25 protein-coding genes are annotated in these 26,275 nt (G+C 68.9%); 12 read left to right on the forward strand and 13 right to left on the reverse strand.

Going from position 1 to position 26,275, the window contains the following annotated elements; translation table 11 throughout:
- Window position 1: 1 nt before the first annotated feature.
- The gene (locus P7V53_RS17935; RefSeq protein WP_280150851.1) at window positions 2–1,438 is read right to left on the reverse strand and encodes a circularly permuted type 2 ATP-grasp protein; all 1,437 of its coding nucleotides are present in this window, start codon (window positions 1,436–1,438) and stop codon (window positions 2–4) included.
- A 66-nt stretch (window positions 1,439–1,504) separates the two neighbouring features.
- Window positions 1,505–3,904, reverse strand: a complete 2,400-nt coding sequence (locus P7V53_RS17940) for a DNA internalization-related competence protein ComEC/Rec2 (RefSeq protein WP_280150853.1) — start codon at window positions 3,902–3,904, stop codon at window positions 1,505–1,507.
- A 51-nt stretch (window positions 3,905–3,955) separates the two neighbouring features.
- Here P7V53_RS17940 and P7V53_RS17945 point away from each other — a divergent pair, with 51 nt between their 5' ends.
- The 3 genes from P7V53_RS17945 (at window position 3,956) to P7V53_RS17955 (ending at window position 5,466) form a co-directional block, all read left to right on the forward strand.
- The gene (locus P7V53_RS17945) at window positions 3,956–4,411 is read left to right on the forward strand and encodes a RidA family protein (protein WP_280150854.1); all 456 of its coding nucleotides are present in this window, start codon (window positions 3,956–3,958) and stop codon (window positions 4,409–4,411) included.
- A 2-nt stretch (window positions 4,412–4,413) separates the two neighbouring features.
- Window positions 4,414–4,887 (forward strand): disulfide bond formation protein B, encoded by a 474-nt coding sequence (locus P7V53_RS17950; protein WP_280150855.1) that lies wholly within the window; start codon window positions 4,414–4,416, stop codon window positions 4,885–4,887.
- 114 nt (window positions 4,888–5,001) lie between these two features.
- Window positions 5,002–5,466: a hypothetical protein gene (locus P7V53_RS17955; protein WP_280150856.1), complete on the forward strand. Its 465-nt coding sequence runs from the start codon at window positions 5,002–5,004 to the stop codon at window positions 5,464–5,466.
- Between the two features lie 7 nt (window positions 5,467–5,473).
- On the opposite strand, the gene parC is transcribed toward P7V53_RS17955, so the two are convergent.
- Genes parC through P7V53_RS17970 form a run of 3 tightly spaced genes read right to left on the reverse strand, consistent with a single transcriptional unit; the run spans window position 5,474 to window position 10,305 of the window.
- Window positions 5,474–7,774, reverse strand: coding sequence for a DNA topoisomerase IV subunit A (parC, locus tag P7V53_RS17960; protein WP_280150858.1), 2,301 nt, complete (start codon window positions 7,772–7,774; stop codon window positions 5,474–5,476).
- A gap of 24 nt (window positions 7,775–7,798) precedes the next feature.
- Window positions 7,799–8,320 (reverse strand): GNAT family protein, encoded by a 522-nt coding sequence (locus P7V53_RS17965; protein ID WP_280150859.1) that lies wholly within the window; start codon window positions 8,318–8,320, stop codon window positions 7,799–7,801.
- Entirely contained in the window at window positions 8,320–10,305 is a 1,986-nt protein-coding gene (locus P7V53_RS17970) for a DNA topoisomerase IV subunit B (protein ID WP_280150860.1), read from the reverse strand. Before P7V53_RS17970 ends, P7V53_RS17965 begins: the two co-directional genes overlap by 1 nt.
- A 166-nt stretch (window positions 10,306–10,471) precedes the next feature.
- On the opposite strand from P7V53_RS17970, the gene P7V53_RS17975 reads away from it, so the two are divergent.
- The 7 genes from P7V53_RS17975 (at window position 10,472) to P7V53_RS18005 (ending at window position 16,089) form a co-directional block, all read left to right on the forward strand.
- On the forward strand, window positions 10,472–11,665 hold the full coding sequence (locus P7V53_RS17975) for an MFS transporter (RefSeq protein ID WP_280150862.1): 1,194 nt from the start codon (window positions 10,472–10,474) through the stop codon (window positions 11,663–11,665).
- Window position 11,666: 1 nt separating this feature from the next.
- The gene (locus P7V53_RS17980) at window positions 11,667–11,792 is read left to right on the forward strand and encodes a hypothetical protein (protein ID WP_280150864.1); all 126 of its coding nucleotides are present in this window, start codon (window positions 11,667–11,669) and stop codon (window positions 11,790–11,792) included.
- A gap of 15 nt (window positions 11,793–11,807) precedes the next feature.
- Window positions 11,808–12,611 (forward strand): SDR family oxidoreductase, encoded by an 804-nt coding sequence (locus tag P7V53_RS17985; RefSeq protein ID WP_280150865.1) that lies wholly within the window; start codon window positions 11,808–11,810, stop codon window positions 12,609–12,611.
- Window positions 12,608–13,159 (forward strand): class I SAM-dependent methyltransferase, encoded by a 552-nt coding sequence (locus tag P7V53_RS17990; RefSeq protein ID WP_280150866.1) that lies wholly within the window; start codon window positions 12,608–12,610, stop codon window positions 13,157–13,159. Before P7V53_RS17985 ends, P7V53_RS17990 begins: the two co-directional genes overlap by 4 nt.
- Window positions 13,160–13,201: 42 nt before the next feature.
- Window positions 13,202–14,083 carry a 4-hydroxy-tetrahydrodipicolinate synthase gene (dapA, locus tag P7V53_RS17995; protein ID WP_280150868.1) on the forward strand — a complete coding sequence of 294 codons (882 nt, stop codon included), beginning with the start codon at window positions 13,202–13,204 and terminating at the stop codon, window positions 14,081–14,083.
- 71 nt (window positions 14,084–14,154) lie between these two features.
- Complete coding sequence (bamC, locus tag P7V53_RS18000; protein WP_280150869.1) at window positions 14,155–15,297, forward strand: outer membrane protein assembly factor BamC; 1,143 nt, start codon at window positions 14,155–14,157, stop codon at window positions 15,295–15,297.
- Window positions 15,298–15,312: 15 nt separating this feature from the next.
- Window positions 15,313–16,089 carry an MBL fold metallo-hydrolase gene (locus P7V53_RS18005; RefSeq protein WP_280156548.1) on the forward strand — a complete coding sequence of 259 codons (777 nt, stop codon included), beginning with the start codon at window positions 15,313–15,315 and terminating at the stop codon, window positions 16,087–16,089.
- A 68-nt stretch (window positions 16,090–16,157) separates the two neighbouring features.
- Here P7V53_RS18005 and P7V53_RS18010 read toward each other — a convergent pair whose 3' ends face one another.
- The 3 genes from P7V53_RS18010 to P7V53_RS18020 form a co-directional block, all read right to left on the reverse strand.
- A complete protein-coding gene (locus tag P7V53_RS18010; RefSeq protein WP_280150870.1) occupies window positions 16,158–16,382 on the reverse strand; it encodes a hypothetical protein in 225 nt (74 codons plus the stop codon).
- A gap of 138 nt (window positions 16,383–16,520) precedes the next feature.
- Entirely contained in the window at window positions 16,521–17,009 is a 489-nt protein-coding gene (locus tag P7V53_RS18015; RefSeq protein WP_280150871.1) for a hypothetical protein, read from the reverse strand.
- The gene (locus P7V53_RS18020) at window positions 17,006–18,142 is read right to left on the reverse strand and encodes a cupin domain-containing protein (RefSeq protein WP_280150872.1); all 1,137 of its coding nucleotides are present in this window, start codon (window positions 18,140–18,142) and stop codon (window positions 17,006–17,008) included. Before P7V53_RS18020 ends, P7V53_RS18015 begins: the two co-directional genes overlap by 4 nt.
- 33 nt (window positions 18,143–18,175) lie before the next feature.
- Between P7V53_RS18020 and P7V53_RS18025 the strand changes: the two genes are divergently transcribed.
- On the forward strand, window positions 18,176–18,697 hold the full coding sequence (locus P7V53_RS18025) for a peptidylprolyl isomerase (RefSeq protein ID WP_280150873.1): 522 nt from the start codon (window positions 18,176–18,178) through the stop codon (window positions 18,695–18,697).
- A 48-nt stretch (window positions 18,698–18,745) separates the two neighbouring features.
- On the forward strand, window positions 18,746–19,291 hold the full coding sequence (locus P7V53_RS18030) for a hypothetical protein (protein WP_280150874.1): 546 nt from the start codon (window positions 18,746–18,748) through the stop codon (window positions 19,289–19,291).
- A gap of 40 nt (window positions 19,292–19,331) precedes the next feature.
- On the opposite strand, the gene P7V53_RS18035 is transcribed toward P7V53_RS18030, so the two are convergent.
- The 5 genes from P7V53_RS18035 to lepB all read right to left on the reverse strand — a co-directional run bounded on the left by P7V53_RS18035 (window position 19,332) and on the right by lepB (window position 26,264).
- Window positions 19,332–22,421 (reverse strand): efflux RND transporter permease subunit, encoded by a 3,090-nt coding sequence (locus P7V53_RS18035; protein WP_280150875.1) that lies wholly within the window; start codon window positions 22,419–22,421, stop codon window positions 19,332–19,334.
- A gap of 31 nt (window positions 22,422–22,452) precedes the next feature.
- Window positions 22,453–23,637 carry an efflux RND transporter periplasmic adaptor subunit gene (locus P7V53_RS18040; RefSeq protein ID WP_280150876.1) on the reverse strand — a complete coding sequence of 395 codons (1,185 nt, stop codon included), beginning with the start codon at window positions 23,635–23,637 and terminating at the stop codon, window positions 22,453–22,455.
- Window positions 23,638–23,785: 148 nt separating this feature from the next.
- Window positions 23,786–24,235, reverse strand: a complete 450-nt coding sequence (gene dut / locus P7V53_RS18045) for a dUTP diphosphatase (protein ID WP_280150877.1) — start codon at window positions 24,233–24,235, stop codon at window positions 23,786–23,788.
- Window positions 24,232–25,470, reverse strand: coding sequence for a bifunctional phosphopantothenoylcysteine decarboxylase/phosphopantothenate--cysteine ligase CoaBC (gene coaBC / locus P7V53_RS18050; RefSeq protein ID WP_280150879.1), 1,239 nt, complete (start codon window positions 25,468–25,470; stop codon window positions 24,232–24,234). Before coaBC ends, dut begins: the two co-directional genes overlap by 4 nt.
- A complete protein-coding gene (gene lepB / locus P7V53_RS18055; RefSeq protein ID WP_280150881.1) occupies window positions 25,455–26,264 on the reverse strand; it encodes a signal peptidase I in 810 nt (269 codons plus the stop codon). Before lepB ends, coaBC begins: the two co-directional genes overlap by 16 nt.
- Window positions 26,265–26,275: the final 11 nt, after the last annotated feature.

Here is a 26,275-nt window from a genome sequence, read left to right on the forward strand (position 1 = left end):
ATCAGGCCTCCAGCACCCAGGTGTCCTTGGTCCCGCCGCCCTGCGACGAATTGACCACCAGCGATCCCTCCTTCAGCGCGACCCGCGTCAGCCCGCCAGGCACCATCTGCACCGTCTTGCCCGACAGGACGAAGGGCCGCAGGTCGATGTGGCGCGGCGCGATGCCGCTGTCCACGAAGGTGGGACAGGTCGACAGGCTCAGCGTGGGCTGCGCGATGTAGCCGCCGGGATTGGCCTCGAGCGCGCGGCGGAAGTCGGCGATCTCGTCCCTGCTGGCGGCCGGGCCGACCAGCATGCCGTAGCCGCCGGCACCGTGCACTTCCTTGACCACCAGCTCGCTCAGGTGATCGAGCACGTAGTGCAGGTCTTCGGCATCGCGGCACTGGTACGTCGGCACGTTGTTGAGGATGGGCTTCTCGCCGAGATAGAACTCGATCATCTTCGGCACGTAGGGATAGATCGATTTGTCGTCGGCGACCCCGGTGCCGATGGCGTTGGCCAGGGTCACGTTGCCCGCGCGGTACACGGCCAGCAGGCCGGCGCAGCCCAGCGTGGAATCGGGCCGGAACGCCAGCGGGTCGAGGAAGTCGTCGTCCAGCCGCCGGTAGATCACGTCGACCCGCTTGGGACCCTGTGTGGTGCGCATGTAGACGAAGTTGTCGCGCACGAAGAGGTCCTGCCCCTCGACGAGCTCGACGCCCATCTGCTGCGCCAGGAAGGCATGCTCGAAGTACGCGCTGTTGTACATGCCGGGGGTCAGCAGCACGACCGTGGGCTCGTTGACCGAAGCCGGCGCGACCGCGCGCAGCGTCTCCAGCAGCAGATCGGGATAGTGCGCCACCGGCGCGACGCGATGCTGGCTGAACAGCTCGGGGAACAGCCGCATCATCATCTTGCGGTTCTCGAGCATGTAGCTCACGCCGCTGGGCACGCGAAGGTTGTCCTCGAGCACGTAGTAGGTGCCGCTGCCGTCCGGGTTGGCGGCACGCACGATGTCGATGCCGGCGATGTGCGAATACATGCCGCCCGGCACGTCGACGCCCATCATCTCGGGACGGAACTGCGCGTTCTTGAAGATCTGCTCGGCGGGCACCAGGCCGGCGCGGATGATCTCCTGGTCGTGGTACACGTCGTGGATGAAGCGGTTGAGCGCGCTCACGCGCTGGCGCAGGCCGCGCTCCATCTGGGTCCATTCGTGCGCCGGGATCACGCGCGGAATCAGGTCGAAGGGGATCAGCCGTTCGGTGCCCGAGCCGTCCTCGTCCTTCGCGCCATACACCGCGAACGTGATGCCGACGCGGCGAAAGATCATCTCGGCTTCTTCGCGCCGCGAGCGCATCACGTCGGACGGCTGCTCGGCGAGCCAGCGCTGATAGCCGCGGTAATGCTCGCGAACCGAATCGCCGGTGGCTTGCATCTCGTCGAAGCTGGGTCTCATCGGCACGTCTCCTCGGACGCAAGTTAGCAAAAAGCAGGCCACGAGACGAGCGAAAGGCGCTGAATCTCATCCGCCGGCGGGCAGCGGTCGATGGTGCCAGTAGCGTCTGGCAACGTCACGCTGGCAAACACCCTGCCCCTGTGGCCCCCCGGGCCATTGCCAGGCGCCGCACGAGGCGGTGTCGAAGACGATGATGCCGCGCCTGCGGTAGCGCGCCACCACGTCGCCGGCAGGATGACCGAAGCGGTTGCGATAGCCGGCCTGGACGACGGCGCCGCGCGGCTGCACGGCATCGACGAAGCTCTCGGTCGACGATGTCCTGCTGCCGTGATGCGGCACGAGCAGCCAGTCGCTGCGCAGCGCCTCGGGCTGCTCGGCGACGAGACGGGCCTCCTGGTCCCGCTCGATGTCCCCGCTCAGCAGCACGCTGCCCGAGGCAGGGCTGCTGATGCGCAGCACGCAGGACATCGCATTCGACTTGAGGCGCGCGCCGTAGGCGGGCGCGGGCGGCTGCAGCACCTGAAAGCGCACGCCATCCCACTCCCACGCCTGGCCGCCATGGCAACGCGTCGCCGCCGACGCCAGCGCCAGCAGCGGATGGCCGTCCTCGAGAGAACTCAAGAGCTCGACGACCGGCGTGGATTGCAGCAGAGTGCGGGCGCCGCCCACGTGATCGAGGTCCCGATGGCTCAGCACCAGCTTGTCGATGCGGGTCTCGCCGCGCGCGCGCAGCAGCGGCAGCAGCACGCGCTGGCCGGCATCGGTCTCGCGCGAGTACTGCGGACCGGTGTCGTAGACCAGCAGATGGTGCCGCGTGCGCACCAGCACCGACGTGCCCTGGCCGACGTCGGCTGCCACCAGCTCGAAGCGTCCTTCGGGCGGCCGCGCGAGCGGCGGCAGCAGCAAGGGCAGCGCCAACGGCAGCGCCATCAGCCGCAGCCGCCATGGCAGCGGCAGCACCAGCAGCACGGCGCCGGCCAGGCCGCTCGCCTGCGCCCAGGCCGGCGCCGCCGGCACCGTCCAGAGGGCATGCGGCATCCCGGCGAGCCACGCCAGACCGACGCAGAGCCGCTGGACGATCCAGGCGCCGAACCACCACAGCGGCGCGGCCACGATGCCCAGCAGCGCCAGCGGCGTGATCAGCAGCGTCACCAGCGGGATCGCCACGAGGTTGGCGGCGAAGCCGACGAGCGCCAGTTGCTGGAAGAAGACCAGCGTCAGCGGCGCCAGGCCCAGCGTCGCGACGAGCTGGCTGCGCAACTCGGCGCGCAGGCGCCGTCTCCACGGCGCGGTGCCCTCGGGCGTTGCGCCCGGTCGCACCTCGCTCGACGCCATCAGCAGGCCGACCGCCACGAACGACAGCCAGAAGCCGGGCTGAAGCAGGGCCCATGGGTCGAGCGCCGTCACGACGACCGCGGCGGCCAGCAGCACGAGTGGCCAGGGCCATCGGCGACCCAGCGCCTGCAGCACGGTGACGGTGGACAGCATCCACACGGTGCGCTGCGAAGGCACGCCCCAGCCGGAGCACAAGGCGTACAGCAGCGCGGCCGCGAGTCCGCCCCATTGCGCGGCCAGCGGTGCAGGCCACCAGGCCATCGCGCGGTGGCTGCGCCGCCACAATGCAGCGATGGCGAGCCCGGCGCCCCACGCGAACATCGTGATGTGCAGGCCGCTGATCGACACCAGGTGCGCGATTCCGGTCTGGCGAAAGAGCTCCCAGTCCTCGCGGTCGATCGCCGACTGGTCGCCCACCGACAGAGCCGCCAGCACGCCGGCGGCCCGGCGATCGGGCACCTGCGCCTCGATCGCGTCGCGCACTCCTTGACGCCAGCGCTCGATCGGGTAGCCGGCGGCGCGATGGAGCAGCTGCGCCGGCGCGTCGCGCACATAGGCCGTGGCGCCGATGCCCTGCTCGAACAGCTGCAACTCGTGATCGAAGCCGTGCGGGTTCAGATGCCCGTGGGGCGCGCGCAAGCGCAGCACGAACCGCCAGCGCTGCCCCGCGCGCAGCTCCTGCTGCGACGGCGTGAGCACGGCATCCTCCTGGAAGCCGCTGTACCAGCCCACCTGCAGCAGCGGCGGAAGCCTCACGGCCTCGCCGCGGTGGCGCGCTTCTTCCACCTCGAAGCGAAAGCGCAGTCCGGACGCGCCGCGCTGCGGCAGGCTTGCGACGATGCCGGTCACGTGCACGTCTTCGCCTTCGAGCGCGGCCGGCAGGGCATGGGACAGGCGCTCGGCGGCACGCCATCCGGCACTGGCGAATCCGATCGCCACCATGCCGATCAGCGCGAGCGGCAGCCACCGGCGCCAGCGCCATGCGATCAGCACCGCCACGCAGCCCGCCGCGAGAGCGATTCGATACATCCCTGCCGGCATCAGCGCGCGCTCTGCGAGCTGCAGCGCGACACCCGCGAGCCAGGCCAGCGCCAGGCTCGCCAGGCGCCAGCCCGTGTGCTGTCCCCCCATGGGTCGCAGTGTAGGATTTGCGGTCCCCCCACCGCTTCCCCCAAACGAACCATGTCCGTCTATGACCGCCTGAAGGCGCTCGGCATCGAGCTGCCGCCCGTCGCCATTCCCGCCGCCGCCTACGTGCCCTTCGTGCGCAGCGGAAACCTGGTGTTCCTGTCGGGCCACATCGCCAAGCGCGACGGCAAACCTTGGGTTGGACAGCTCGGCCGCGACATCGACACCGCCACGGGCAAGCAGGCGGCGCGCGCGGTCGCGATCGACCTGCTCGGCACGCTGCACGCCGCGGTCGGCGACCTGAACAAGGTGGAGCGCATCGTCAAGGTGATGAGCCTGGTCAACAGCACGCCCACCTTCACCGAACAGCACCTGGTGACCAACGGCTGCTCCGAGCTGCTCGGCGAGGTCTTCGCCGACAAGGGCGCGCATGCCCGCAGCGCGTTCGGCGTCGCGCAGGTGCCGATGGGCGCCTGCGTCGAGATCGAGCTCATCGCGCAGGTGGGCTGACGATGCCCGCTTCTTCTTCTCGCCAGTGGCTCCTGGCGATGGCAGCACTGTGCGCGGCCGCTGTCGCCGCCGCGCTGGTGTCGCAGCACGCGTTCGGAATGCAGCCTTGCCCCTGGTGCATCCTGCAGCGGCTGATCTTCGTCGTCGTTGCCGCCGTGTGCGTGATCGGGGCCGTCGCGCCGCCGCTGCGCAAGCCGTTCGCGGGGCTGGCGCTGCTGCTCGCCGCGGGCGGTGTCACCGCGGCGGTGTACCAGCACGCAGTGGCCGCCAAGTCGAGTTCCTGCGCGCTCACCATGGCCGACAAGATCATCACGGCGCTTGGGGTCGAATCGCTGGCGCCATGGCTGTTCCAGGTGACGGCCACCTGCGCGGATGCGGCGATCGATCTGTTCGGCGTGCCCTATGAGTACTGGTCGCTCGGGCTTTTCGTCCTGCTCGGCGTGGCGGCGGTCCGGGTGTTGACGATTGCGCGCTAGCTCCGGCAGCCCAAGACCGCACCGCCTTGTTGCACATCGCAACGTGCGCACCGCGCCAGGCACTAGAGTTGTCTTCTTGCACCGCCTCGGTGCCACCGTCAACGGGAGACATGCATGCTGACTTCGAACGCGCCGCTGTGGCCGCAATTCACGGCGAAGGAAGGCGACGCCAACAGTGCCGGCGATCCGTGGGGACTGGGCGCGGCGATGGAGACGCAGGCCCGCTTGTGGAACCACCTGCTCGACGCCAACCGCAGCATCTGGGCGATGTACACGCCGTGGCTGCAGACGACGCCGTGGCTGTGGAATGCCGCACTGCCGCAGCTGGAGCGCGAGGACGTGCCCGAGGAGCCCGAGTCCAAGACCGCCGACGGCATCCCCGACGCGCTGGAATCGCAGGCCCGCTCGTGGAACCGCTTCCTCGATGCGCAGCGGGGCTTCTGGACCGCGGTCAACTGGCCGATGCCGGGCGCGCCCTGGATGAATGGCGAGCTGACTTCCGCCCAGGAGCCGCCTGCCCATAAACCCGCCCCTCGATCGCGGCCGGCGCCGCGCAAGAGCCGCGGCGCCCGCAAGTAGGGCGGTTTCAGGCGGCCGCCACCACCCGCATCGCCTTCTGCATCACGTCCTGCTTGCGCCCCTTGCGGGCGCGCTTGCCTTCGTAGGCCGAGAGAGCGGCGCCTTTCAGCACCTCCTCCCGGGGCTTGCCGCCGCGCGCGGTGCCCAGCACCTGCAGCGCGTCGGTGAAGGCCGCCACGCTGACCAGCGCATCCTTCGTGTCGGTGTCGATCAGCGTCAGGCCGCGTCCGCCATTGGGCTGCAGCTTCAGCTCGTCGAGGCCGAACACGAGCATGCGTCCCTCCAGCGTGAGGCAGGCGACACGCGAGGCGCGATCCGAAAGGCTGGGCGGCAGCGGCTTGTCCTGCGCCTCCAGGCTCAGGAAGGACTTGCCGCCGCGCTGGCGTGACACCAGGTCGCCCACGCGCGCCAGCAGGCCGAAGCCGCCGGTGTTGGCCAGCAGCAGCGTCTGCTGTGCATGGCCGGCGAAGTAGTGCGAGGGCTGGGTGCCGCTTTCGAGGTCGATCAGCGTGGTGATCGGCTGGCCGTCGCCGCGCCCGCCGGGCAGCAGGTTGACGGCAGTGGAATAGACCCGCCCGTTGCTGCCGAACACCAGCAGGGTGTCGACGCTGCGGCAGGCGAAGGTGCCGTACAGCGCATCGCCCGCCTTGAACTGCAAGGCCGATGACTCGACCTCATGGCCCTTCAGCGCGCGCACCCAGCCCTTGAGGCTGACGACCACGGTGACGGGCTCGTCGATCACCTTCACCTCGGCGATCGTCTTCTTCTCCGCCTGGATCAGCGTGCGGCGCTCGTCGCCGTACTGCTTGGCGTCCGCTTCGATCTCGCGCACCACCGTGCGCTTGAGCGACGCCGGGCTGTTGAGGATGTCCTCCAGCTTGCCCTGCTCGATGCGCAGCTCCTTGAGCTCCTGCTCGATCCTGATCGCCTCCAGCCGAGCGAGCTGACGCAGCCGGATCTCGAGGATGTCCTCCGCCTGCCGGTCGCTCAGCTTGAAGCGCTCGATCAGCGCCGGCTTGGGCTCGTCGGCGTGGCGGATGATGCGGATCACCTCGTCGATGTTCAGCAGCACGAGCTGCCGGCCCTCGAGAATGTGGATGCGGTCGAGCACCTTGCCCAGGCGGTGGCGCGTGCGCCGCTGCACCGTCTGCATGCGGAACTCGATCCACTCGACCAGCATCTGGCGCAGGCTCTTCTGCGTCGGCCGGCCATCCGCGCCGACCATCGTGAGGTTGACCGGAACCGAGCTCTCGAGGCTGGTGTGCGCGAGCAAGGTCTGGATCAGGTCCTGCTGCTCGATGCGGCTGGTCTTGGGCTCGAACACCAGACGCACCGGCGCGTCCTTGCTCGACTCGTCGCGCACCGCGTCGAGCACCGAGAGCACCGTCGTCTTCAGCTGGGCCTGCTCCGCGCTCACGGTCTTCTTGCCGGCGCGCACCTTGGGATTGGTGAGCTCCTCGATCTCCTCGAGCACGCGCTGGGCGCTGGTGCCCGGCGGCAGTTCGGTGACGACGAGCTGCCACTGGCCACGCGCCAGGTCCTCGATCTTCCAGCGCGCGCGCACCTTCAGGCTGCCGCGGCCCGCCGAGTACGCGGCGCGGATGTCCTCGCTGCTGCTGATGATCTGTCCGCCGCCGGGATAGTCGGGACCGGGGATCAGCGTGCCCAGCTCGTCGTCGCTCAGCTTGGCGTCGCGGATGAGCGCGACGGCCGCGGACGCGACCTCGCGCAGGTTGTGCGAGGGCACCTCGGTCGCAAGGCCCACCGCGATGCCGCTGGCGCCGTTGAGCAGCACGAACGGCAGGCGCGCCGGCAGCTGCCTGGGCTCCTGCGTGGAGCCGTCGTAGTTGGGGATGAAGTCGACCGTGCCTTCGTCGATCTCGTCGAGCAGCAGGCGCGAGATCGGCGCCAGCCGCGCTTCGGTGTAGCGCATCGCCGCCGCGCCGTCGCCGTCGCGCGAGCCGAAGTTGCCCTGGCCGTCGATCAGGGGATAGCGCTGCGAGAAGTCCTGCGCCATGCGCACCAGCGCGTCGTAGGCCGCCTGGTCGCTGTGCGGGTGGAAGCGGCCCAGCACATCGCCCACGACACGTGCGCTCTTCACCGGTTTGGCGCCTGCGGTGCCGCTGAAGCTCAGTCCCATGCGCTCCATCGCGTACAGGATGCGGCGCTGCACGGGCTTCTGGCCGTCGCACACGTCCGGCAGCGCGCGGCCCTTCACCACGCTCAGCGCGTATTCGAGATAGGCGCGCTCGGCGTAGTGAGCGAGCGTGATCGCGTCGCCTTCGTCGCCCCCACCTTGGAAATTCATCGTCGTCTGGTCCATCGTTGCTGACTACTGGGGGTTGGCGCGTGCGGCGCACAGCGCTTCGTATTCGTGCTCGAGCATCGACATCACGATCAGCGAGTCGTAGCCGTCGTCGGTCTTCACGCTGTCGCGCAACCGGCCTTCCTCGACGAAGCCTTCGCTGCGGTACAGCGCCTGCGCGCGGGTGTTCTTCGATTTCACGTCCAGCCAGAAGCGGTGCGCGCCCAGGTCGCGGAACGCCATTTGCGCGAGCAATCGCACGCAGGCGCGGCCCAGCCCCTGGCCCTTGTTCTGCAGCACGATCCGCTTGAGCTCGACCGAACCGTGCGGATTGCGGCAGCCCTGCAGGATGACGAAGCCATTGGACGCATATTCGGGGCCGGCCTCGACGATGAAGTGCCGGAAATCGGGGAAGCGCACCGCGCCTTCGTGCTGGGTCCGCTCCCATGGCGTGATGAAGGGCCGGTTGGCGGCGTCCTGCTCGACCGAGATGACGAAGTCGAGATCGGTCAGCATCGTGGGCCGCAGCCTGACGAAAGGCGCGGGCATCAAACGTCCACTTCCACCGCGTCGCCGTGCAGCTCCATCAGCTCGCGCCTCGCCTGCGCCTCGCCCTTGCCCATCAGCTTGGTCAGCGAGTCGACCGTGGCCGAGAAGTCCAGCTGGCCGAAGGCCACCTCGAGCAGGCGGCGCGTGTCCGGGTTGAGCGTGGTCTCCCACAGCTGCTCGGCGTTCATCTCGCCCAGGCCCTTGAAGCGCCCGATGCTCCATGAGCCCTCGCGCGCGCCTTCCTTGCGCAGCTTGTCCAGCGTGGCGGTGAGCTCGCCTTCGTCGAGCGCGTAGATCTTCGCCGCCGGCTTCTTGCCGCGCGCCGGTGCGTCGACGCGGAACAGCGGCGGCTTGGCGACGAAGATGTGGCCGCGCTCGATGAGCTTGGGAAAGTGGCGGAAGAACAGTGTCAGCAGCAGCACCTGGATGTGCGAGCCGTCGACGTCGGCGTCGGAGAGGATGCACACCTTGCCGTAGCGCAGGCCCGACAGGTCGGGCTCGTCGGCCGGCCCGTGCGGATCGACGCCGATGGCGACCGCGATGTCGTGGATCTCGTTGTTGGCGAACAGTCGGTCCTTCTCGACCTCCCACGCGTTGAGCACCTTGCCGCGCAGCGGCAGGATGGCCTGCGTCTCCTTGTTGCGGCCCATCTTGGCGCTGCCGCCGGCCGAATCGCCTTCGACGAGGAACAGCTCGTTGAGCGTGAGGTCGCGGCTCTCGCAGTCGGTGAGCTTGCCGGGCAGCACCGCCACGCCGGAGCCCTTGCGCTTTTCCACGCGCTGGCTTGCGCGCTGGCGCGTCTGCGCCTGGCGAATGACCAGTTCGGCGAGCCTCTTGCCCAGGTCGACGTGCTGGTTGAGCCACAGCTCCATCGCCGGCTTGACGTAGGTCGAGACCAGGCGCAGCGCGTCGCGGCTGTTCAGGCGCTCCTTGATCTGTCCCTGGAACTGCGGGTCGAGCACCTTCGCGCTCAGCACGAAGCTCGCGCGTGAGAACACGTCCTCGGGCATCAGCTTGACGCCCTTGGGCAGCAGGCTGTGCAGGTCGATGAAGCCCTTGACCGCTCCGAACAGTCCGTCCTTCAGCCCCGACTCGTGCGTGCCGCCGGCCACCGTGGGAATGAGGTTGACGTAGCTCTCGCGCACCGGCGCGCCGTCTTCGGTGAAGGCGACGCACCAGGCGGCGCCCTCGCCTTCGGCGAAGTTCTCGGTCTCGCCGCGGTCGGCGTAGTGCTCGCCTTCGAACAGCGGGATCACCGGATCCGCGGTAAGCGTCTGCATCAGGTAGTCGCGCAGGCCGCCCTTGTAGGTCCAGCTCTGCGACTCGCCGCTCTTCTCGTGCTTGAGCGTGACGGTGACGCCGGGCATCAGCACCGCCTTGCTGCGCAGCAGGTGCATCAGCTCGGCCTTGGGCAGCTCGGCGCTCTCGAAGTACCTGGGATCGGGCCAGGCGCGCACCGTGGTGCCGTTCTTGCGGTCTGCCGACGAGGCGCGGCGCACCTTCAGCGACTCGGCGACATCGCCGCCGGCGAACACGATCTCCGCCACCTGGCCCTCGCGCCACACGGTCACCTCCAGCCGCTTGGCCAGCGCGTTGGTCACCGAGACGCCCACGCCGTGCAGCCCGCCCGAGAAGCTGTAGGCGCCGCCGGCGCCCTTGTCGAACTTGCCGCCGGCGTGCAGCCGCGTGTAGACGATCTCGATCACGGGCACCTTCTCTTCCGGATGCAGGCCGAAGGGAATGCCGCGGCCGTCGTCCTGCACGCTGATCGAGCCGTCGGCATGCACGGTCACGTCGATGCGCTTGCCGAAGCCGGCCAGCGCCTCGTCGGCGGCGTTGTCGATGACCTCCTGGATGATGTGCAGCGGGTTGTCGGTGCGGGTGTACATGCCCGGCCGCTGCTTGACCGGCTCGAGTCCCTTCAGGACGCGGATCGAGGCTTCGCCATAGGAAGCCTCGGACTTGCTCGGGGGTTTGGTCGCCATGGCGGCGGATTGTAGGCAGGGCCATCCCGGCGCCTGCGGCGCCGCCTCGTCGCCGTGAGCGCCCTGTCCCTCTCATCTCGGGCGCGGAGTCCCGCCACCGGCAAGGCATTGGGCGAGTGGCTACAGTCACCCGATGCGCGCATCCTCCTCCCGCCCCACCCTTTCCATGACGCAGGTGCTGCTGTGCGGCGCCGCCATCGTCACGCTGTCGATGGGCATCCGGCACGGCTTCGGCCTGTGGCTGCAGCCGATCACGATGGAGCGCGGCTGGTCGCGCGAGACCTTCGCGTTCGCCATCGCGGTGCAGAACCTGGCCTGGGGCGTGGCAGGACCGATCGCCGGCGGCCTCGCCGATCGATTCGGCGCATACCGGGTCCTGATCGTCGGCGCCGTGCTCTATGCCATGGGGCTGGTGCTGATGGCGCTGGCGACTTCCGGGTTGGCCTTCACCGGCAGCGCCGGGCTGCTGCTCGGGCTGGCGCAGTCGGGCACCACCTACGCGGTCGTGTATGGCGTCATCGGACGCAACATCGCGCCCGAGAAGCGCAGCTGGGCCATGGGCGTCGCCGCCGCCGCCGGCTCCTTCGGCCAGTTCCTCATGGTGCCGGTGGAGAACTGGCTGATCGGCGGCGTCGGCTGGCAGCAGGCGCTGTTCATCCTGGGGTGCTTCGCACTCGCCATCGCGCCGCTGGCCCTGGGCCTGAAGGAGCCGCCCTTCCAGAAGGCGGCGGGCGCGCACCAGAGCATGGGACAGGCGCTGCGCGAGGCCTTCGGCTACCGCAGCTTCCAATGGCTCATGGCCGGCTACTTCGTCTGCGGGTTCCAGGTCGTCTTCATCGGCGTGCACATGCCCAGCTACCTCAAGGACCACGGCCTCACGCCGGACGTCGCGACGACCGCGCTCGCGCTGATCGGGCTGTTCAACGTCTTCGGCACCTACGCGGCCGGCACGCTCGGACAACGCATGCCCAAGCGCTACATCCTGTCGGCCATCTATGCCTTGCGCTCGCTGGCCATCGTCATCTTCCTCAGCGTTCCGCTGACGCCATGGAGCGTGTACGTGTTCTCGTCGGTGATGGGCCTGCTGTGGCTGTCCACCGTCCCGCCCACCAACGCCGTCATCGCGCAGATCTTCGGCGTGCAATACCTGTCGATGCTCGGCGGGTTCGTGTTCTTCAGCCACCAGATCGGCAGCTTCCTCGGCGTGTGGCTCGGCGGAAGGCTGTACGACACCACCGGCAGCTACGACATCGTCTGGTGGATCGCGGTGGCACTGGGCGTCTTTGCCGCGCTGGTCAATCTGCCGGTGAAGGAATCGGCCATCGTCCGCCCTGCGAGTCCCGCACCTGCCGGGGCGTGAGATGAAGCGCGGCGGCAGGCTGGTGGCATGGGGCGCAGCGACCGCCGTGCTGCTACTGGTGTTTGCCGCCTATCTGCGGCCCGACCTGGCGGTGACACTCGCGAACCAGCTCTGGAACTGCTTCTAGAAGCAGAAAGCTCGCATGAAGGTCATCGTCATCACCGGCGCGTCCGACGGCATCGGCGCCGAAATGGCGCGGCAATGGGCCGCGCGCGATCGCCAGTCGCTGGCCCTGGTGCTCGCGGCGCGCAGTGTCGACAAGCTGGAGGCGGTGGCGCAGACCTGCCGCGCCAGCGGCGCGCAGGTGCTGGTGCAGCGCTGCGACGTCGGCGTGCAGGCCGACTGCATCGGGCTCGTCGATGCGACGGTCGCCGCGTTCGGCGGCATCGACACCCTGGTCAACAATGCCGGCATGTCGGCGCATGCGAACTTCGACGAGGTCACCGACCTGTCGTGGTACGAGACGCTGATGCGCATCAACCACTGGGGCAGCGTGTGGTGCAGCCATGCCGCGCTGCCGCACCTCAAGCGCAGCCAGGGCCGCCTCGTCGCGGTGGCCAGCCTCGCCGGCCTGGTCGGCGTACCCGGCCGCACGGCGTACAGCGGGACCAAGTTCGCGATGACCGGCTTCTTCGAGGCCTTGCGCGTCGAACTGCAGCCCAGCGGCGTCAGCGTGACGATCGCCTATCCCGGCGTCGTGGCCACCGGGATCCGCTACCGCGGCTTCAACGCCCACGGCCAGCCGGCCGGCAAGAGCGGACTCGATGAACGCGGCGCGATGAGCGTCGAGGAATGCGCCCGGCTCATCGTCCAGGGCACCGAAGCGCGCAAGCGCGACATCGTGATGAGCGCCAAGGGCAAGCTCGGACGCTGGCTCAAGCTGGTGGCCCCCGGGATGGTGGATCGCCTGGCGCTGAAGGCCCTGCATCCCACCGCCCGATCATGAGCGAGGCGCTGCATGCGGCGCTCGAGCCGTCACCCTGGGTACAGCGCTGGTCGCCGCTGGTGGCGGCCGGCGCCAGCGTGCTCGATGTCGCCTGCGGCAGCGGCCGGCATGTGCGCTGGTTTGCCGCTCGCGGCTGCCGGGTCACCGCTGTGGACCGCGATGCCGCCGCGCTGGCGGCGCTGTCGGACATCGCCGAGACGGTGGTCGCCGACATCGAGAGCGGACCATGGCCGTTCGCCGGCCGGCGCTTCGGTGCGGTGATCGTCACCAACTACCTGTGGCGACCGTTGCTGCCCGCCATCGTGGCAGCAGTCGACGAAGGCGGCGTGCTGATCTTCGAGACCTTCGCGCGCGGCAACGAGACCGTCGGCAGGCCGTCCAATCCAGATTTCCTGCTGCGACCCGGCGAGCTGCTGGCCGCCGCGGCGCCGCTGCGAATCGTGGCCTACGAGGACGGCTGCCTGGCTCTGCCCGAGCGCTTCGTGCAGCGCATCGCGGCGATTCGCGAACACCCCGGTGTGCACCTTCCCGCCCGATATCCGTTGTGACGGCTCGCCCCGGCTAAAATCGTCGGATTCAGAGGAAACTGCATGAATCCCATCATTGGCAGCATCGTCGCACTCGTGACGCCGATGCGTGAAGACGGCAGCGTCGACTACGACGCCCTGCGCCGCCTGATCGACTGGCATGTCGCCGAAGGCACCGACTGCATCGGCGTCGTCGGCACCACCGGCGAATCGCCGACCGTGTCGGTGGAGGAGCACTGCGAGATCATCCGCGTCGCCGTCGAGCACGCCAGGGGCCGCGTCCCCATCATGGCCGGCGCCGGCGGCAACTCCACCCGCGAAGCGATCGAGCTCTCGCGCTTCGCGAAGCAGGTCGGCGCCGACTGCACGCTGTCGGTGGTGCCCTACTACAACAAGCCTTCCCAGGAAGGCATGTACCAGCACTTCAAGGCCATCGCCGAGGCGGTCGACATCCCGATGGTGCTGTACAACGTGCCCGGCCGCACGGTGGCCGACATGCAGATCGACACGGTGCTGCGCCTGGCGCAGATCCCGGGCATCGTCGGCATCAAGGAAGCCACCGGCGACATCGCTCGCGCGGGCTGGCTGATCAAGCGTGCACCGAGAGGCTTTGCCGTGTACTCGGGCGACGACCAGACCGCCATCGCGCTGATGCTGCTGGGCGGCCAAGGCAACGTCAGCGTCACGGCCAACGTCGCACCGCGGGCCATGCACGAGATGTGCGTCGCCGCCGTCGAGGGTCGCGCCCGCGAAGCCGCCGCGATTCATCTGAAGCTGATGCCGCTTCACACTCATCTGTTCATCGAGCCCAGCCCGGCACCCACCAAGTGGGCCATGGCCAAGCTGGGACTGTGCGGCGAAGCGCTGCGCCTGCCGATCACGCCGCTCACTGCCGCCGGACAGGCGGTGGTGGGCCAGGCGCTGCGCGACGCCGGCCTCATTTGAGGCGGTCCCCGCCATCGTTTCCTCGCACCGGGCCCACGGCATTGCGCCGAGGCCCTCCGGAGATCTCTGACGTGACTGTTCCCCATCGTTTCACCGCCATCCGCTTCGCCGGCCTCCTGATCGTCGCCGGCCTGGCCGGTTGCTCGTCCGTCGACGGCTTTCTGAGCGGCGACAAGATCGACTACAAGAGCGCCGGCGCCACGCGCGAGCGCGGGCTCGAAGTCCCGCCCGACCTGACCCAGCTGCAGCGCGAATCGCGATTCCAGCCGGCCGGCGGCAGCGTCAGCGCGGCGCAGTACCAGGCCGGCACGACCACCGCCACGGCGGCGGCCAATGCCACCGTCGCGCCCAAGGCGCTCGGGGAAGTGCGCATGGAGCGCGAGGGCAACCAACGCTGGCTCGTCGTGCCGATGACGCCGGATCAGCTCTGGCCCCAGCTCCAGGCCTTCTGGAAGGAGCGCGGCTTCACGCTGCTGGTCGACCAGGCCGAGGCCGGCGTGATGGAAACCGACTGGGCCGAGAACCGAGCGAAGCTTCCGCAGGACATCATCCGCAGCACCATCGGCAAGGTCTTCGATTCGTTCTACTCCACCGGCGAGCGCGACAAGTTCCGCACCCGCGTCGAGCGCCAGCCCAACGGCTCCAGCGAGGTCTACCTGACGCATCGTGGTCTCGTCGAGGTGTTCAGCGGCGACCGCAAGGAAACCACGGTGTGGCAGCCGCGACCCGATCCGCAGCTCGAGGCCGAGATGCTGCAGCGGATCATGCTGCGCCTGGGCGTCAAGGAAGAGCAGGCCAAGGCCACCACGGTCGCCACCGGCGGCACCACCTTGCCGGCGCGGGCGCGCATCGTGGCGAATCAGCCCACAGCAACGCTGCAGGTCGACGACAACTTCGACCGCGCGTGGCGCCGCGTCGGCCTGGCGCTCGATCGCAGCGGCTTCACCGTCGAGGACCGCGATCGCGCACAGGGCGTCTACTTCGTGCGCTACGTCGATCCGGCCCAGGCGGGCAAGGACGAGCCGGGCTTCATGAGCCGGCTGTTCAGCTTCGGTCGCAAGAAGGACGAGCTCAGCGGACCGGCCCGCTACCGGGTGCAGGTGAAGGGCGACGGCGATCGCAGCACGGTGACGGTGTTGAACGGCCAGGGCCAGCCGGAGAACGGCGACGCCGGCAAGCGCATCGTCGGCCTGCTGGTCGAAGACCTCAAGTAGCGCGGGCCTGCGATGCTGCGCTTCTGCAGCCTCGGCAGCGGCAGCAGCGGCAACGCCACCCTGGTGGAGGGCAGCAGCGGCATCACGGTGACCCGTGTGCTGGTCGACTGCGGGTTCTCGCTGCGTGAGCTGACCGCGCGGCTGGCGCGTGTGGGACTGGCGCCGCACGACCTCGACGCGGTGTTCGTCACCCATGAGCACACCGACCATGTCGGCTGCGCGCTCGCACTGGCGCGTCGCCACGGCGTGCCGCTATGGATGAGCCGCGGCACATGGCGGGTCGTGGGCGATCCGGAGCTCGCCGACCTGGTGCACTTCGTGCGCGATGGCGAATCGGTGCCGCTCGGCGACCTCGAGTTGCAGCCCTACACGGTGCCGCACGATGCGCAAGAGCCGCTGCAACCGTGTTTCACCGACGGTGCCTCGCGGCTCGGCGTGCTGACCGATGCCGGGTCGATCACGCCGTACCTCGTCGACCGCCTGGCCGGCTGCCATGCGCTGCTGCTGGAGTGCAACCACGACCGCGACATGCTGGCCGCTTCACGCTATCCCGCCATGCTGAAGTCGCGCATCGGCGGACGCTTCGGGCATCTCAGCAACGACACTTCCGCGCAGATCCTGGCGGCGTGCCTGCACGACCGCCTGCAGCATGTGGTGGCCGCGCATCTCAGCCTCGAAAACAACCGACCCGAATTGGCGCTGGCCGCACTGGCAGCAGCCTGCGGCGCCCATCCATCCGAATTGCAGGCCGCCGGCGCCGAATGGGGATTCGACTGGCTGGAATTGCGCTAACGTCAGAAAGGCAAAAGGCCGCCCAGAGGCGGCCTTTTCGAGTATCGGCCGAAACCGATACGCGGGAATTACTTGGAAGCCGGGGTGGCGGCAGCCGAAGCGGCGGCAGCGGCAGCCGTAGCAGCGCTGTCGGCGGCAGAGGCGGCGGCGGCGGTAGCGGCCGGGGCCGGAGCCGGGGTGGCAGCCGGAGCGGGGGCCGGGGCCGGCGGGGTCACCGTCGTTTCTTCCTTCTTGCTGCAGGCAGCGAGAGCGACAGCGGCAACCAGAGATGCCAACACAAGCGACTTTTTCATATTTGTCCTCAATCTATAAGGTCGAACAATTACCGGTAATTGTGGGACCCCTCCAATTCCACAGAGCCCCAACGCTCAGAGGACCAAGAGAGCTCGAGCATCTCTGTGGTCCAGCCTGCGATTATAGGCCGAAGCTTGTCACAGACCGAGTATGGTGGCCGGAAACGACTCCACCGATCGTTGCGAAACCGCATCAATCAATTCGCGAAAACGAAGCAGATCGCCCGTTTCACGCGACACCGCCCCCCGGTGGCGGAGCGGATCAACCAGTCGCACCGCGAGAAGGTCGGCCGCCAGCAGCAGCGTCGGAATCTGCCCCACTTCGGCTTCTTCGAAAGCGCGGCATTCAACCACGTGCGACCACTGTCGGCGCCACTCGACCCAGCGTGCATGGCGCCGCACCACCTCGTCGTAGTGGCGCGCCACGACGACCAGCCTGCGATGCGACATCGCCCATGCCCCAAGGTGCTCGATCACCGCAAGCTCGCCGAGCGGCCAGTCGGCGAAGTCCTCATCGCTGATCCACGCTTCGCGACAACCCACGCGCGCCATCTCTGCGAAAGCCTCGCGCAGGGCATCGTGGAATTGCCGGCGCGTCTCGATGGGCAGATGCAGCGGTGCAGTCATGATTCCTCCTGAGGAGTCGTGGGATGCAGCCAGCCGGCTTCGGCCCAGTCGGCCAGCAACTGCCGCGCAGCATCGCTCGCGCCTTTGCACTGGGCTGCGGAAAGGCCGCGTCGGTCGGCCAGCTGCCGCATCAGCGCGGCGTCGGCCCCCGCGGCGCGGTAGGGCTCGCCGTTGATGAACACATGCTCGTCGTCGTACAGCATGCGGGTGCGACGGTCGAGCACCAGATCGCAGTCGCGGACGAGCGGCGCGCCGGCCTCGAAGCTCACGCTCTGCTTGGGTTCGCTGAGCCACTCTCCCAGCGCGCAGGCCAAGGTCTTCGGGTTCTCCGCCAAGCGCAGCACCGCCTCGGACATGAAGGCCTGCAGCGTGGCCGGGATGCGCGCCGGTGCATCGGTCGCCGCCTGCGAGGAATCGCGGTACAGCAGCGGCGCGGCGCTCGGCTCCTCGGCGTCGAGCACTCGCTGCAGCACTTCGCGACCGATTTCGTCCTTGGCCGGTGCGCGAAAGCCGATGGAGCACGTCATGCATTCGCCTTCGGCGACGCCATCGTGCGCCCAGCGAGGCGGCAGGTACAGCATGTCGCCCGGCTCGAGGACCCACTCCTCCTCGGGCGCGAAGCGCGCGAGGATCTTCAGCGGCACGTCGGGCTGCAGCTGCGCATCTTGCAGCCGGCCGATGCGCCAGCGGCGGCGGCCCTGTACTTGCAGCAGGAACACGTCGTACGAATCGAAGTGCGGGCCGACGCCGCCGCCGTCGGTCGCATACGAGACCATCAGATCGTCGAGCCGTGCGTCGGGCACGAAGCGAAAACGCGAGAGCAGCTCATGGGCGGCATCGACGTGGAGATCGACTCCCTGCACGAGAAGCGTCCACGCCGCCTGCTTCACGCCGGGAAGCTGGCGCCGCGAGAAAGGCCCGTGGCGCAGCGTCCAGCCATCGTCGCGGTGCTCGACGATTCGCGACTCCACGGTGTCGTCGGCGGCCAAAGCGAACAGCTCATGGCGCGACAGCGGCGGCTTCACGCCGGGCACGGCCTGGCGGATGAGCAGAGGTTGCTTCTGCCAGTGGCGACGCATGAAGACCTGCGGCGAGAGTCCGCCCAGAAGGGGCGTGGCGACTGCGATATCCATGGATGGAATTGTGGCCTGTGCGATGATTTCCCGATGAACATCACCGCGCCTTGTGTCGTCAGCCTGGTCTGGCGGCTCGAAGACACTCAGGGCAACCTGATCGACGAATTGCAGGACCCCGTGGAGTTCTTCTTCGGCGGCGACGACCTGCTGGCGAAGGTCGAGGAAGCGCTGCAGGACCAGGACGTCGGCTTCGAAGCCAAGCTCCATCTGGAGCCCGAGCACGCCTTTGGCGAGTACGACCCCGATCTCGTGTTCTTCGAGGAGCGCTCGATCTTTCCCGAGCAGGTCGAGCCGGGCATGCAGTTCGACGGCGTGCCCGAGGGCGCGAAGACCGAAGGCATGCCGGCCGATGCCATCTACACCGTGACCGAGGTCTATCCGACGCACGTGGTGCTCGATGGCAATCATCCGCTCGCCGGCATCGCATTGCGCCTGGACCTCAAGGTGCGTGAGGTGCGCGAAGCCACCGACGAAGAGATCGAGGCCGGCAGCGTCGGCCAGCCGGCGTTCACGGTGATGAACGCCGCGCCTACGGGCTCGCAGCTTCACTGACCGCGTCTCCTGTCCGCTTTGCTCCGGGCCGCGAGGCTCTACCGCGTCATGTCCTCCCCGCTTCCCAGTTCCTGGCGCCGCGAGCGCTTCATCGATCCCGATTCCGCCGACAACGACGCACGCCGCCTGCTGCGCCTGCTGCTGGCGCAGAACGGCTCGACGACGCGCCTGTGCGAGACCATCGCGGATGGTCCTGTCTCGCTGCAGGTGCTGCACCAGGCGCCCACCGAGAACGTTCCCTTGCTGGTGCGCGAGGCGTTGCCCGGCGCGCGCTTCATCGAGCGCATCACCAGCCTGGCCGCGCACGGCGAGGTGATGATGGACAACCTCACCTACATCGCCTTGCACGGCCTCGACGGCACGCTGCAACGCGAGCTCGAGGCGGGCCAGGCTCCCATCGGCCACCTGCTCGCGCGCCTGTGGGTGCGACGCGAAAGCGTGTCCGATGCGGCTGCCCTCCACCACCGCCTGTGGGGCATGGTCGGCACGCCGGATCCGGCGTCGGCACGCGCCTACCGCATCGTCACGCCGGAAGGCCCGCGCATGCTGATCGCCGAAACGTACCGGCGCGGCATGCTGATGCAGCGGCTCTAGAACGCCGTCCCGCAAGCCGGCGACCGCGGGCCGGCTTCGCTCAGGAATGTGCCGCGGCCTGCTCCGGCGTCGTCACGGGCCCCTTGCCGCTGAAGCGGTCGAGCGCAAGGTAGATCACCGGCGTGATGTACAGCGTGATCGCCTGCGAGAACACCAGCCCGCCGACGACTGCGAGGCCCAGCGGCTGACGCAGCTCGGCGCCGGCGCCCAGGCCGAGGGCGATCGGGATCGCGCCCATGAGCGCGGCCAGCGTGGTCATCATGATCGGGCGAAAGCGCAGGATGCATGCCTCGCGGATCGCCTGCTCGGCCGGCATGCCCTGCGTGCGCTGCGCATCGAGCGCGAAGTCGATCATCATGATCGCGTTCTTCTTCACGATGCCGATCAGCAGCAGGATGCCGATCGTCGCGATGAGCGTGAGGTCCATGCCGAACAGGCGCAGCATCAGCAGCGCGCCCACCGCGGCCGACGGCAGGCCGGCAAGGATGGTGATCGGATGGATGTAGCTCTCGTACAGCACGCCCAGCAGCACATAGATGACGAGCAGCGCCGCGATGATGAGGAGGGCCTGGCTGCCCTGCGAGCTCTTGAACACGGCGGCGTCGCCGCCGTAGCTCGTGATGATCGTCGCCGGCATGCGGATCTGCTCGCGTGCCTGCTCGATCTTCGCCGTGGCGTCGCCGAGCGCCACGCCGGGCCCGAGGTTGAAAGACACCGTCACGGCCTGCAGCTGACCCACGTGGTTGATCGAGGTGGGCCCCACCGTGCGCTCCACGGTCGCGAAGCTCGACAGCGGCACCAGCGCGCCGGTGCTCGATCGCACATAGATGTTGTTGAAGGCGCTCTCGTCCTGCTTGGCGTTGGGCGCCACCTCCATGATCACCTGATAGCTGTCGACGGGCGTGTAGATGGTCGAGACCTGACGCTCGCCGAAGGCGCTGAACAGCGCGTTGCGCACCGCATCGATGGACACGCCCAGCGTGTTGGCGCGATCGCGGTCGATGCGCAGCGAGGCCTGCAGGCCTCGCAGCTGCGAGTCGCTGGTCACGTCGCGGAAGGCCGGATCGGCGCGCAGCCGCTCCTGCAGCCTGGCGGCCCAGTCGCTCAGCTCGTCGGCCTTCACGCTCTGCAGGATGTACTGGTACTGCGCCTTGCTCTGCCGACCGCCCAGCTGCAGGTTCTGGATGGGCCGCATGAAGACCGTGATGCCGGCCACGTCACGCAGCTTGCGGCGCAGGCCCTCGATCACCTGCTTCATCGGAGGGCGCTGCGCGCGCGGCTTGAGGTTGATGAACATGCGGCCGGAGTTCTGTGCGCCGCTGCCGCCGTTGAACGAGCTGACGGTCAGCACGTTGGGGTCCTCGCGCAGGATCGCGGCGACGCGGTCCTGCAGCCGCACCATCTCGGGAAAGGAGGTGTCCTCGGACGCTTCGGTGGACACCTGGATCTGCCCGATGTCCTCCTCGGGGAAGAAGCCCTTGGGAATCGCCGCGAACAGCCACGCGGTGGCCGCGAACGTGAGCAACGCGACGACCAGCACCGACTTGCGATGACGCAGGGCGCCATCCAGCGTGCGCGTGTACAGCGCCAGCGTTGCGTCGAAGGCGCGGCTGAAGACGCGCACCAGCGCGCCCGGCGGCTTCTTGTGCTGCTCGTCGGTGAGGAAGCGTGCGGCCAGCATGGGAACGAGGGTCAGCGAAACGAAGGCAGACACCACGATCGCCAGCGACACGATGACCGCGAACTCGTGGAACAGCAGGCCGATGACGCCAGGCATGAAGAAGATCGGGATGAAGACCGCGATCAGCGAGCTCGAGATCGAGATGATGGTGAAGCCGACCTCGCGCGAGCCCTTGAGCGCCGCCTCGAAGGGCGGCATGCCCTCCTCCACGTGTCGCATGATGTTCTCGAGCATCACGATGGCGTCGTCGACCACCAGGCCCACCGCGAGCGTGAGCCCGAGCAGCGAGATGTTGTCGATCGTGTAGCCGAAGGCCCACAGCAGCGCGATGGCGCCGACCAGCGACACCGGCAGCGACAGCGTGGGAATCACCGTGGCGACGAAGCGGCGCAGGAACAGGAAGATCACCAGCACCACCAGCGCGATCGTCCCGAGCATCGTCAGCGTGACGTCGTGCAGCGCCTCGCGCACCGACACCGAGCGGTCGTTGACCGGCGTGAGGCGCACCGATTGCGGCAGCTGCGCCTCGAAGCCCGGCAGGGCCCTGCGCACCGCGTCGACGACCTTCACGGTGTTGGCGTCGGGCTGGCGCAGCACCGCGAGGGTGATCGAGCTCTCGCCGTTGAAGCTGGCCGAGGTCTTGACGGTCTCGAAGCTGTCTTCCACCTGCGCCACGTCGCGCAGCCGCACCGGGTTGCCGTTGCGGCTGCTGACGATGAGCTCGGCGAATTCGGCGGCATTGCGCAGCTGGCGGTTGGCCTGCAGGGTCAGCGTCTGCCGCGGGCCTTCGAGCGTGCCGACCGGCGTGTTGGCGTTGGCGCCGCGAAGCGCAGCAGTGAGCTCGTCGAGACTGATGTTGCGCGCCGCGAGCGCATCGGGCAGCACGCGCACCCGCACCGCAAAGCGCTTCTGGCCGAAGATGTTTACCTGCGCCACGCCTTCCAGCGTGGACAGCGTCGGCGAGATCAGGTGCTCGGCGTAGTCGTTCAGGTCCGACAGGTTCAGCGACGGCGAGGTCATCGCGATCAGCAGCACCGGCGCGTCGGCCGGGTTGACCTTGCGATACGACGGCGGACTGGTCATGTCGTCGGGCAGCGAGCGCTGCGCGCGCAGCAGCGCGGCCTGCACGTCGACCGACGCGGCGTCGATGTCGCGACCTTCGTCGAACTCCAGCGTCAGCGAGGTGTTGCCCAGCGTGTTGCTGGAGCTGATGACGGACAGGCCCGGGATGGTCGAGAACTGCTTCTCGAGCTGCAGCGCCACCGAGGAGGCCATGGTCTCGGGACTGGCGCCCGGCAACGATGCCGACACGTTGATGACCGGCGTGTTGTAGCTCGGCAGCGCAGCCACCGGGATGCTGCGGTAGCCGATGATGCCGGCCACCACGATGGCCGCATTGAGAAGCACCGTCATCACCGGACGGCGGACGAACAGCTCCGACAGGTTCATGACAGCCCCTCGTCTGCTCGGGCTGGCGACGTCATGGCGACGCTCCCGAGCCCGGCGTCGATGCACCACTGCGCCGACCCTGCCCCGGACCGCTGGCGCCGCCGGCGGCCCGCTCGACGACCGCGACGCCGGGTCGCACGTTCTGCCGGCCGTCCACGATGATGCGCTCGCCGGCTTGCACGCCGGTCACCACCGCATCCTGGCCGACCGCCTGCACCACCTCGACCGGTTTGGACTGCACCTTGTCGTTCGCGTCCACGACGAACACAACCTTGCCGCGCGCGCCCTGCACGATGGCGGCCTGCGGCACCACGATGGCCCCCTTGAGCGTCTGCACGGCGAGCTTGACGCCGACGAAAGCCCCCGGCCACAGCTTCTCTTCGGGGTTGTCGAACACCGCCTTCACCTTCACCGCGCCGGAGGACGCGTCGACGACGTTGTCGACGAAGTGAAGCCTGCCCTGCATCGAGCCGCGGCCCTCGGGCAGCACCACGGTGACGCGGCCGCCGCCGCTGCGCAGCGTCTGCAGCGCATCGGACAGGTTGCGCTGCGGCAGGCTGAAGGCCACCGCGATCGGGTCGAGCTGCGTGATGGTGACCAGTGGCGTGGCGGTGCTCGGCGACACGAAGCTGCCGGGCGCAACCGGCACCAGGCCGGCGCGGCCGGCGTACGGGGCGACGATGCGGCTGTACGACAGGCTCACGCGCGCCGCCTCGACGGCCGCCCGGTCAGCCGCCACCGCCGCGCGCTGCGCGTCGACCAGCGTCTGGTTGGTGTCGACCGCCACCTGCGACACGAAGTTCTGCGCCACCAGCTCCTTGCTGCGCGCCAGGTTGCGCTCGGCATCGGCCAGCGAAGCGAGGTCGCGCTGGAGCTGCGCCTGCGCCTTCGCCACGTCGGTCTGCATGGCGCGGGCATCGAGGGTGAACAGCGGCTCGCCCACGCGCACGAACTGGCCCTCGCGCACATGCACCTTGTCGACGACGGCAGCGACCTGAGGACGGATCTCGACGCTGTTGAGCGAGGTCACGGTGCCGGTCGCGTCGAGCGCCACTTCGACGTCGCGCTGCTCGGCGCGCACGGTGCTCACGCTGACCGGCGCGCCGGCCGCGGAGGCGCTCGATGCCGGCGAGGCGGCGGTGGGCGCATCGGACTTGCCGCATCCCGTCAGCAGCAGCGCGAGGACCGCGGCGGCCCCTAGGATCTTGTTGTTCATGCGAGTGTTCGGCTTGCGTGGAATCGAGGGGCAGCCGGCCATCATGTGCAGGCGGTGTTGCTGCAATGTTGCCCGGCAAACCGCGCGCCCGCCGACCGCCGGATGCGACCCCCAGCATGCACCCCAACGGGGCGTGCGGGCTACGGGATCAATGCTTACCCGTGGAGCCGAATCCGCCCTCGCCGCGGTGCGACTGCTCGAAGTCGTCCACCACGTGGAAGCTCGCCTGCACCACCGGCACGATGACGAGCTGCGCGATGCGCTCCATCGGCTGGACGGTGAACGTTGCCTGGCCGCGGTTCCAGCAGCTCACCATCAGGGGACCCTGGTAGTCGGAGTCGATGAGGCCCACCAGGTTGCCCAGCACGATGCCGTGCTTGTGGCCCAGTCCCGAGCGCGGAAGGATCATCGCGGCCAGCCCGGGGTCGCCGATGTGGATGGCGAGCCCTGTGGGGATGAGCTGCGACTGGCCCGGCTCCAGCAGCAGCGGCGCATCCAGGCAGGCGCGCAGATCCAGGCCGGCGCTGCCGGGCGTGGCGTAGGCGGGCATCTGCTCGGCCATGCGGCGGTCGAGCACTTTCACGTCGATGATGGTCATGCGGTGTGGGAAGAGAGTCGGGATGCGATTTCGGCGACGAGCTGCCGCGCCAGCGTGAGCTTGTCCGCAGTCGGCAGCTCGCGCTGGCCGCGCGCGTCGACCAGCAGAAGCGCGTTGTCATCGCGGCCGAAGGTGGCCGGGCCGAGGTTGCCGATGATCAGGGGCACGTTCTTGCGCTCCAGCTTCTCGCGCGCGTGCTTCAGCAGGTCATGGCTCTCGGCCGCGAAGCCGACGCAGAAAGGCCGCTTCGGCAGGCGCGCGACTGCCGCGAGGATGTCGGGGTTCTCGGTCAGCTCGAAGGCGGGGGCGACCTTGTTGCCGTTCTTCTTGATCTTCTGCTCGGACAGCGTGGCCGGCCGCCAGTCGGCCACGGCCGCCGTCGCGACGAAGACGTCGTGCTGCGCGGCCGCCGGCAGCACCGCGTCGTGCATCTGCTGCGCCGTGCGCACGTCGATGCGCCGCACGCCCCGGGGCGTGGGCAGGTGCACCGGGCCGGCCACCAGCGTCACCTGCGCGCCGGCCTCCTGCGCCGCGCGCGCGATGGCGAACCCCATCTTGCCGCTGGACAGGTTGGTGATGCCGCGCACCGGATCGATCGGCTCGAAGGTCGGCCCGGCAGTGATGAGCACGCGGCGACCGAGCAGCGCCTTCGGCTGGAAGAAGGCCACCATGTCCGCCAGCAGCTCGTCGGCCTCCAGCATGCGACCGTCGCCGATTTCGCCGCAGGCCTGGTCCCCAGCGGCCGGGCCGAGGATGGTGGTGCGGTCTGCGCGCAGCTGCGCCAGGTTGCGCTGCGTGGCCGGATGCGCCCACATCTCGCGGTTCATCGCCGGCGCGAGCAGCAGCGGGCAGCGCTCGATCGGCCGCGCCAGGCACAGCAGGCTCAGCAGCTCGTCGGCACGACCGGTGGCCAGCCGCGCCATGAAGTCGGCGCTGGCCGGGGCGACGAGCACCGCATCGGCTTCGCGCGTGAGGTTGATGTGCGCCATGCTGTTGGGCTCGCGCGCATCCCACTGGCTGGTGTAGACCTTGCGATTCGACAGCGCCTGCAGCGTGGTGGCGGTGATGAAGTGCTCGGCCGCCTCGGTCATCACGACCTGCACGGTGGCGCCGGCCTTCACCAGCTCGCGCGTCAGGTCGGCAGCCTTGTAGCAGGCGATGCCGCCCGACAGCCCCAGGACGATGTGCTTGCCGGCCAGGTCCTGGCGCTCGCCTCCCGTCACAACGCCGTCCATGCGCGCTTCAGGTCGCCGAAGTTGAACAGCACGCGCACCGCCTTGCCATACACCTGCTCGTGCGGCAGGAAGCCCCAGATGCGGGAATCGGCCGAGTTGTCGCGGTTGTCGCCGAGCATCAGGTACTGGCCGGCCGGCACCGCGCACTCCCAGGCGCCGGCACGCTCGCTGCGGCAATGCGCCGCAAGCCCGGGATCCCCCAGGTTCAGCGGCAGCCGGCCCTGCACGAACGGATTGATCTTCAACTCGCGAGCCGCGGCGCCGGCGGTCTCGCGCACCAGAAGCTGGCCGCGGTCCTCGGCGGCGGTTCCGTCGCCGACCTGCTGCACATCGAAGGGCTCACCGTTGACGCTGACGACGCCGTCGAGGAAGGACACGCGGTCGCCGGGCAGGCCGACCAGGCGCTTCACGTAGAACTGCGAGACGTCCAGGGGATAGCGGAACACGACCACGTCGCCGCGCTGAGGGCGTCCCCATTCGAAAGCGGTGTTGGTGAACGGCAGCCGCGGCCCGTAGGCGAAATGGTTGACGAGCAGGTAGTCGCCGACCCGCAAGGTGGGCTCCATCGAGCCGCTGGGCACCTTGGGCCAGTCGGCCACGGCGACGCGGCAGGTGAACATCAGCGCGACCACGGCGAACAGCTCGGCGCCGAAGCTCACCCACAGCGGCTTTTTCACCGGTGCGTGGTCCATGCGGCGCAGCTTGAAGCGCCAGGCCAGCCAGCACGCGCCGGTGAGCAGGGTCGCGAGGAAGAGGATTTCGTTGATCGAGAAGCCGATGAGCATGGACCGCATCTCTTGTCTGC

The sequence above is a fragment of the Piscinibacter sp. XHJ-5 genome (genome assembly GCF_029855045.1).
In the GTDB taxonomy this organism is placed as follows: Bacteria; Pseudomonadota; Gammaproteobacteria; order Burkholderiales; family Burkholderiaceae_C; genus Albitalea.

Coding starts and splice junctions, on each gene's coding strand:
- P7V53_RS18035 (WP_280150875.1), bottom strand. CDS start 22,421: ATGAACCTGTCGGAGCTGTTCGTCCGCCGTCCGGTGATGACGGTGCTT.
- dut (WP_280150877.1), bottom strand. CDS start 24,235: ATGACCATCATCGACGTGAAAGTGCTCGACCGCCGCATGGCCGAGCAG.
- P7V53_RS17940 (WP_280150853.1), bottom strand. CDS start 3,904: ATGGGGGGACAGCACACGGGCTGGCGCCTGGCGAGCCTGGCGCTGGCC.
- P7V53_RS17970 (WP_280150860.1), bottom strand. CDS start 10,305: ATGGCGACCAAACCCCCGAGCAAGTCCGAGGCTTCCTATGGCGAAGCC.
- P7V53_RS18040 (WP_280150876.1), bottom strand. CDS start 23,637: ATGAACAACAAGATCCTAGGGGCCGCCGCGGTCCTCGCGCTGCTGCTG.
- P7V53_RS17935 (WP_280150851.1), bottom strand. CDS start 1,438: ATGAGACCCAGCTTCGACGAGATGCAAGCCACCGGCGATTCGGTTCGC.
- P7V53_RS18025 (WP_280150873.1), top strand. CDS start 18,176: ATGAACATCACCGCGCCTTGTGTCGTCAGCCTGGTCTGGCGGCTCGAA.
- P7V53_RS17965 (WP_280150859.1), bottom strand. CDS start 8,320: ATGCCCGCGCCTTTCGTCAGGCTGCGGCCCACGATGCTGACCGATCTC.
- P7V53_RS17980 (WP_280150864.1), top strand. CDS start 11,667: ATGAAGCGCGGCGGCAGGCTGGTGGCATGGGGCGCAGCGACCGCCGTG.
- coaBC (WP_280150879.1), bottom strand. CDS start 25,470: ATGGACGGCGTTGTGACGGGAGGCGAGCGCCAGGACCTGGCCGGCAAG.
- P7V53_RS18015 (WP_280150871.1), bottom strand. CDS start 17,009: ATGACTGCACCGCTGCATCTGCCCATCGAGACGCGCCGGCAATTCCAC.
- P7V53_RS17945 (WP_280150854.1), top strand. CDS start 3,956: ATGTCCGTCTATGACCGCCTGAAGGCGCTCGGCATCGAGCTGCCGCCC.
- P7V53_RS17985 (WP_280150865.1), top strand. CDS start 11,808: ATGAAGGTCATCGTCATCACCGGCGCGTCCGACGGCATCGGCGCCGAA.
- dapA (WP_280150868.1), top strand. CDS start 13,202: ATGAATCCCATCATTGGCAGCATCGTCGCACTCGTGACGCCGATGCGT.
- P7V53_RS17950 (WP_280150855.1), top strand. CDS start 4,414: ATGCCCGCTTCTTCTTCTCGCCAGTGGCTCCTGGCGATGGCAGCACTG.
- lepB (WP_280150881.1), bottom strand. CDS start 26,264: ATGCGGTCCATGCTCATCGGCTTCTCGATCAACGAAATCCTCTTCCTC.
- P7V53_RS17975 (WP_280150862.1), top strand. CDS start 10,472: ATGACGCAGGTGCTGCTGTGCGGCGCCGCCATCGTCACGCTGTCGATG.
- P7V53_RS18010 (WP_280150870.1), bottom strand. CDS start 16,382: ATGAAAAAGTCGCTTGTGTTGGCATCTCTGGTTGCCGCTGTCGCTCTC.
- P7V53_RS17990 (WP_280150866.1), top strand. CDS start 12,608: ATGAGCGAGGCGCTGCATGCGGCGCTCGAGCCGTCACCCTGGGTACAG.
- P7V53_RS17955 (WP_280150856.1), top strand. CDS start 5,002: ATGCTGACTTCGAACGCGCCGCTGTGGCCGCAATTCACGGCGAAGGAA.
- P7V53_RS18020 (WP_280150872.1), bottom strand. CDS start 18,142: ATGGATATCGCAGTCGCCACGCCCCTTCTGGGCGGACTCTCGCCGCAG.
- parC (WP_280150858.1), bottom strand. CDS start 7,774: ATGAATTTCCAAGGTGGGGGCGACGAAGGCGACGCGATCACGCTCGCT.
- P7V53_RS18030 (WP_280150874.1), top strand. CDS start 18,746: ATGTCCTCCCCGCTTCCCAGTTCCTGGCGCCGCGAGCGCTTCATCGAT.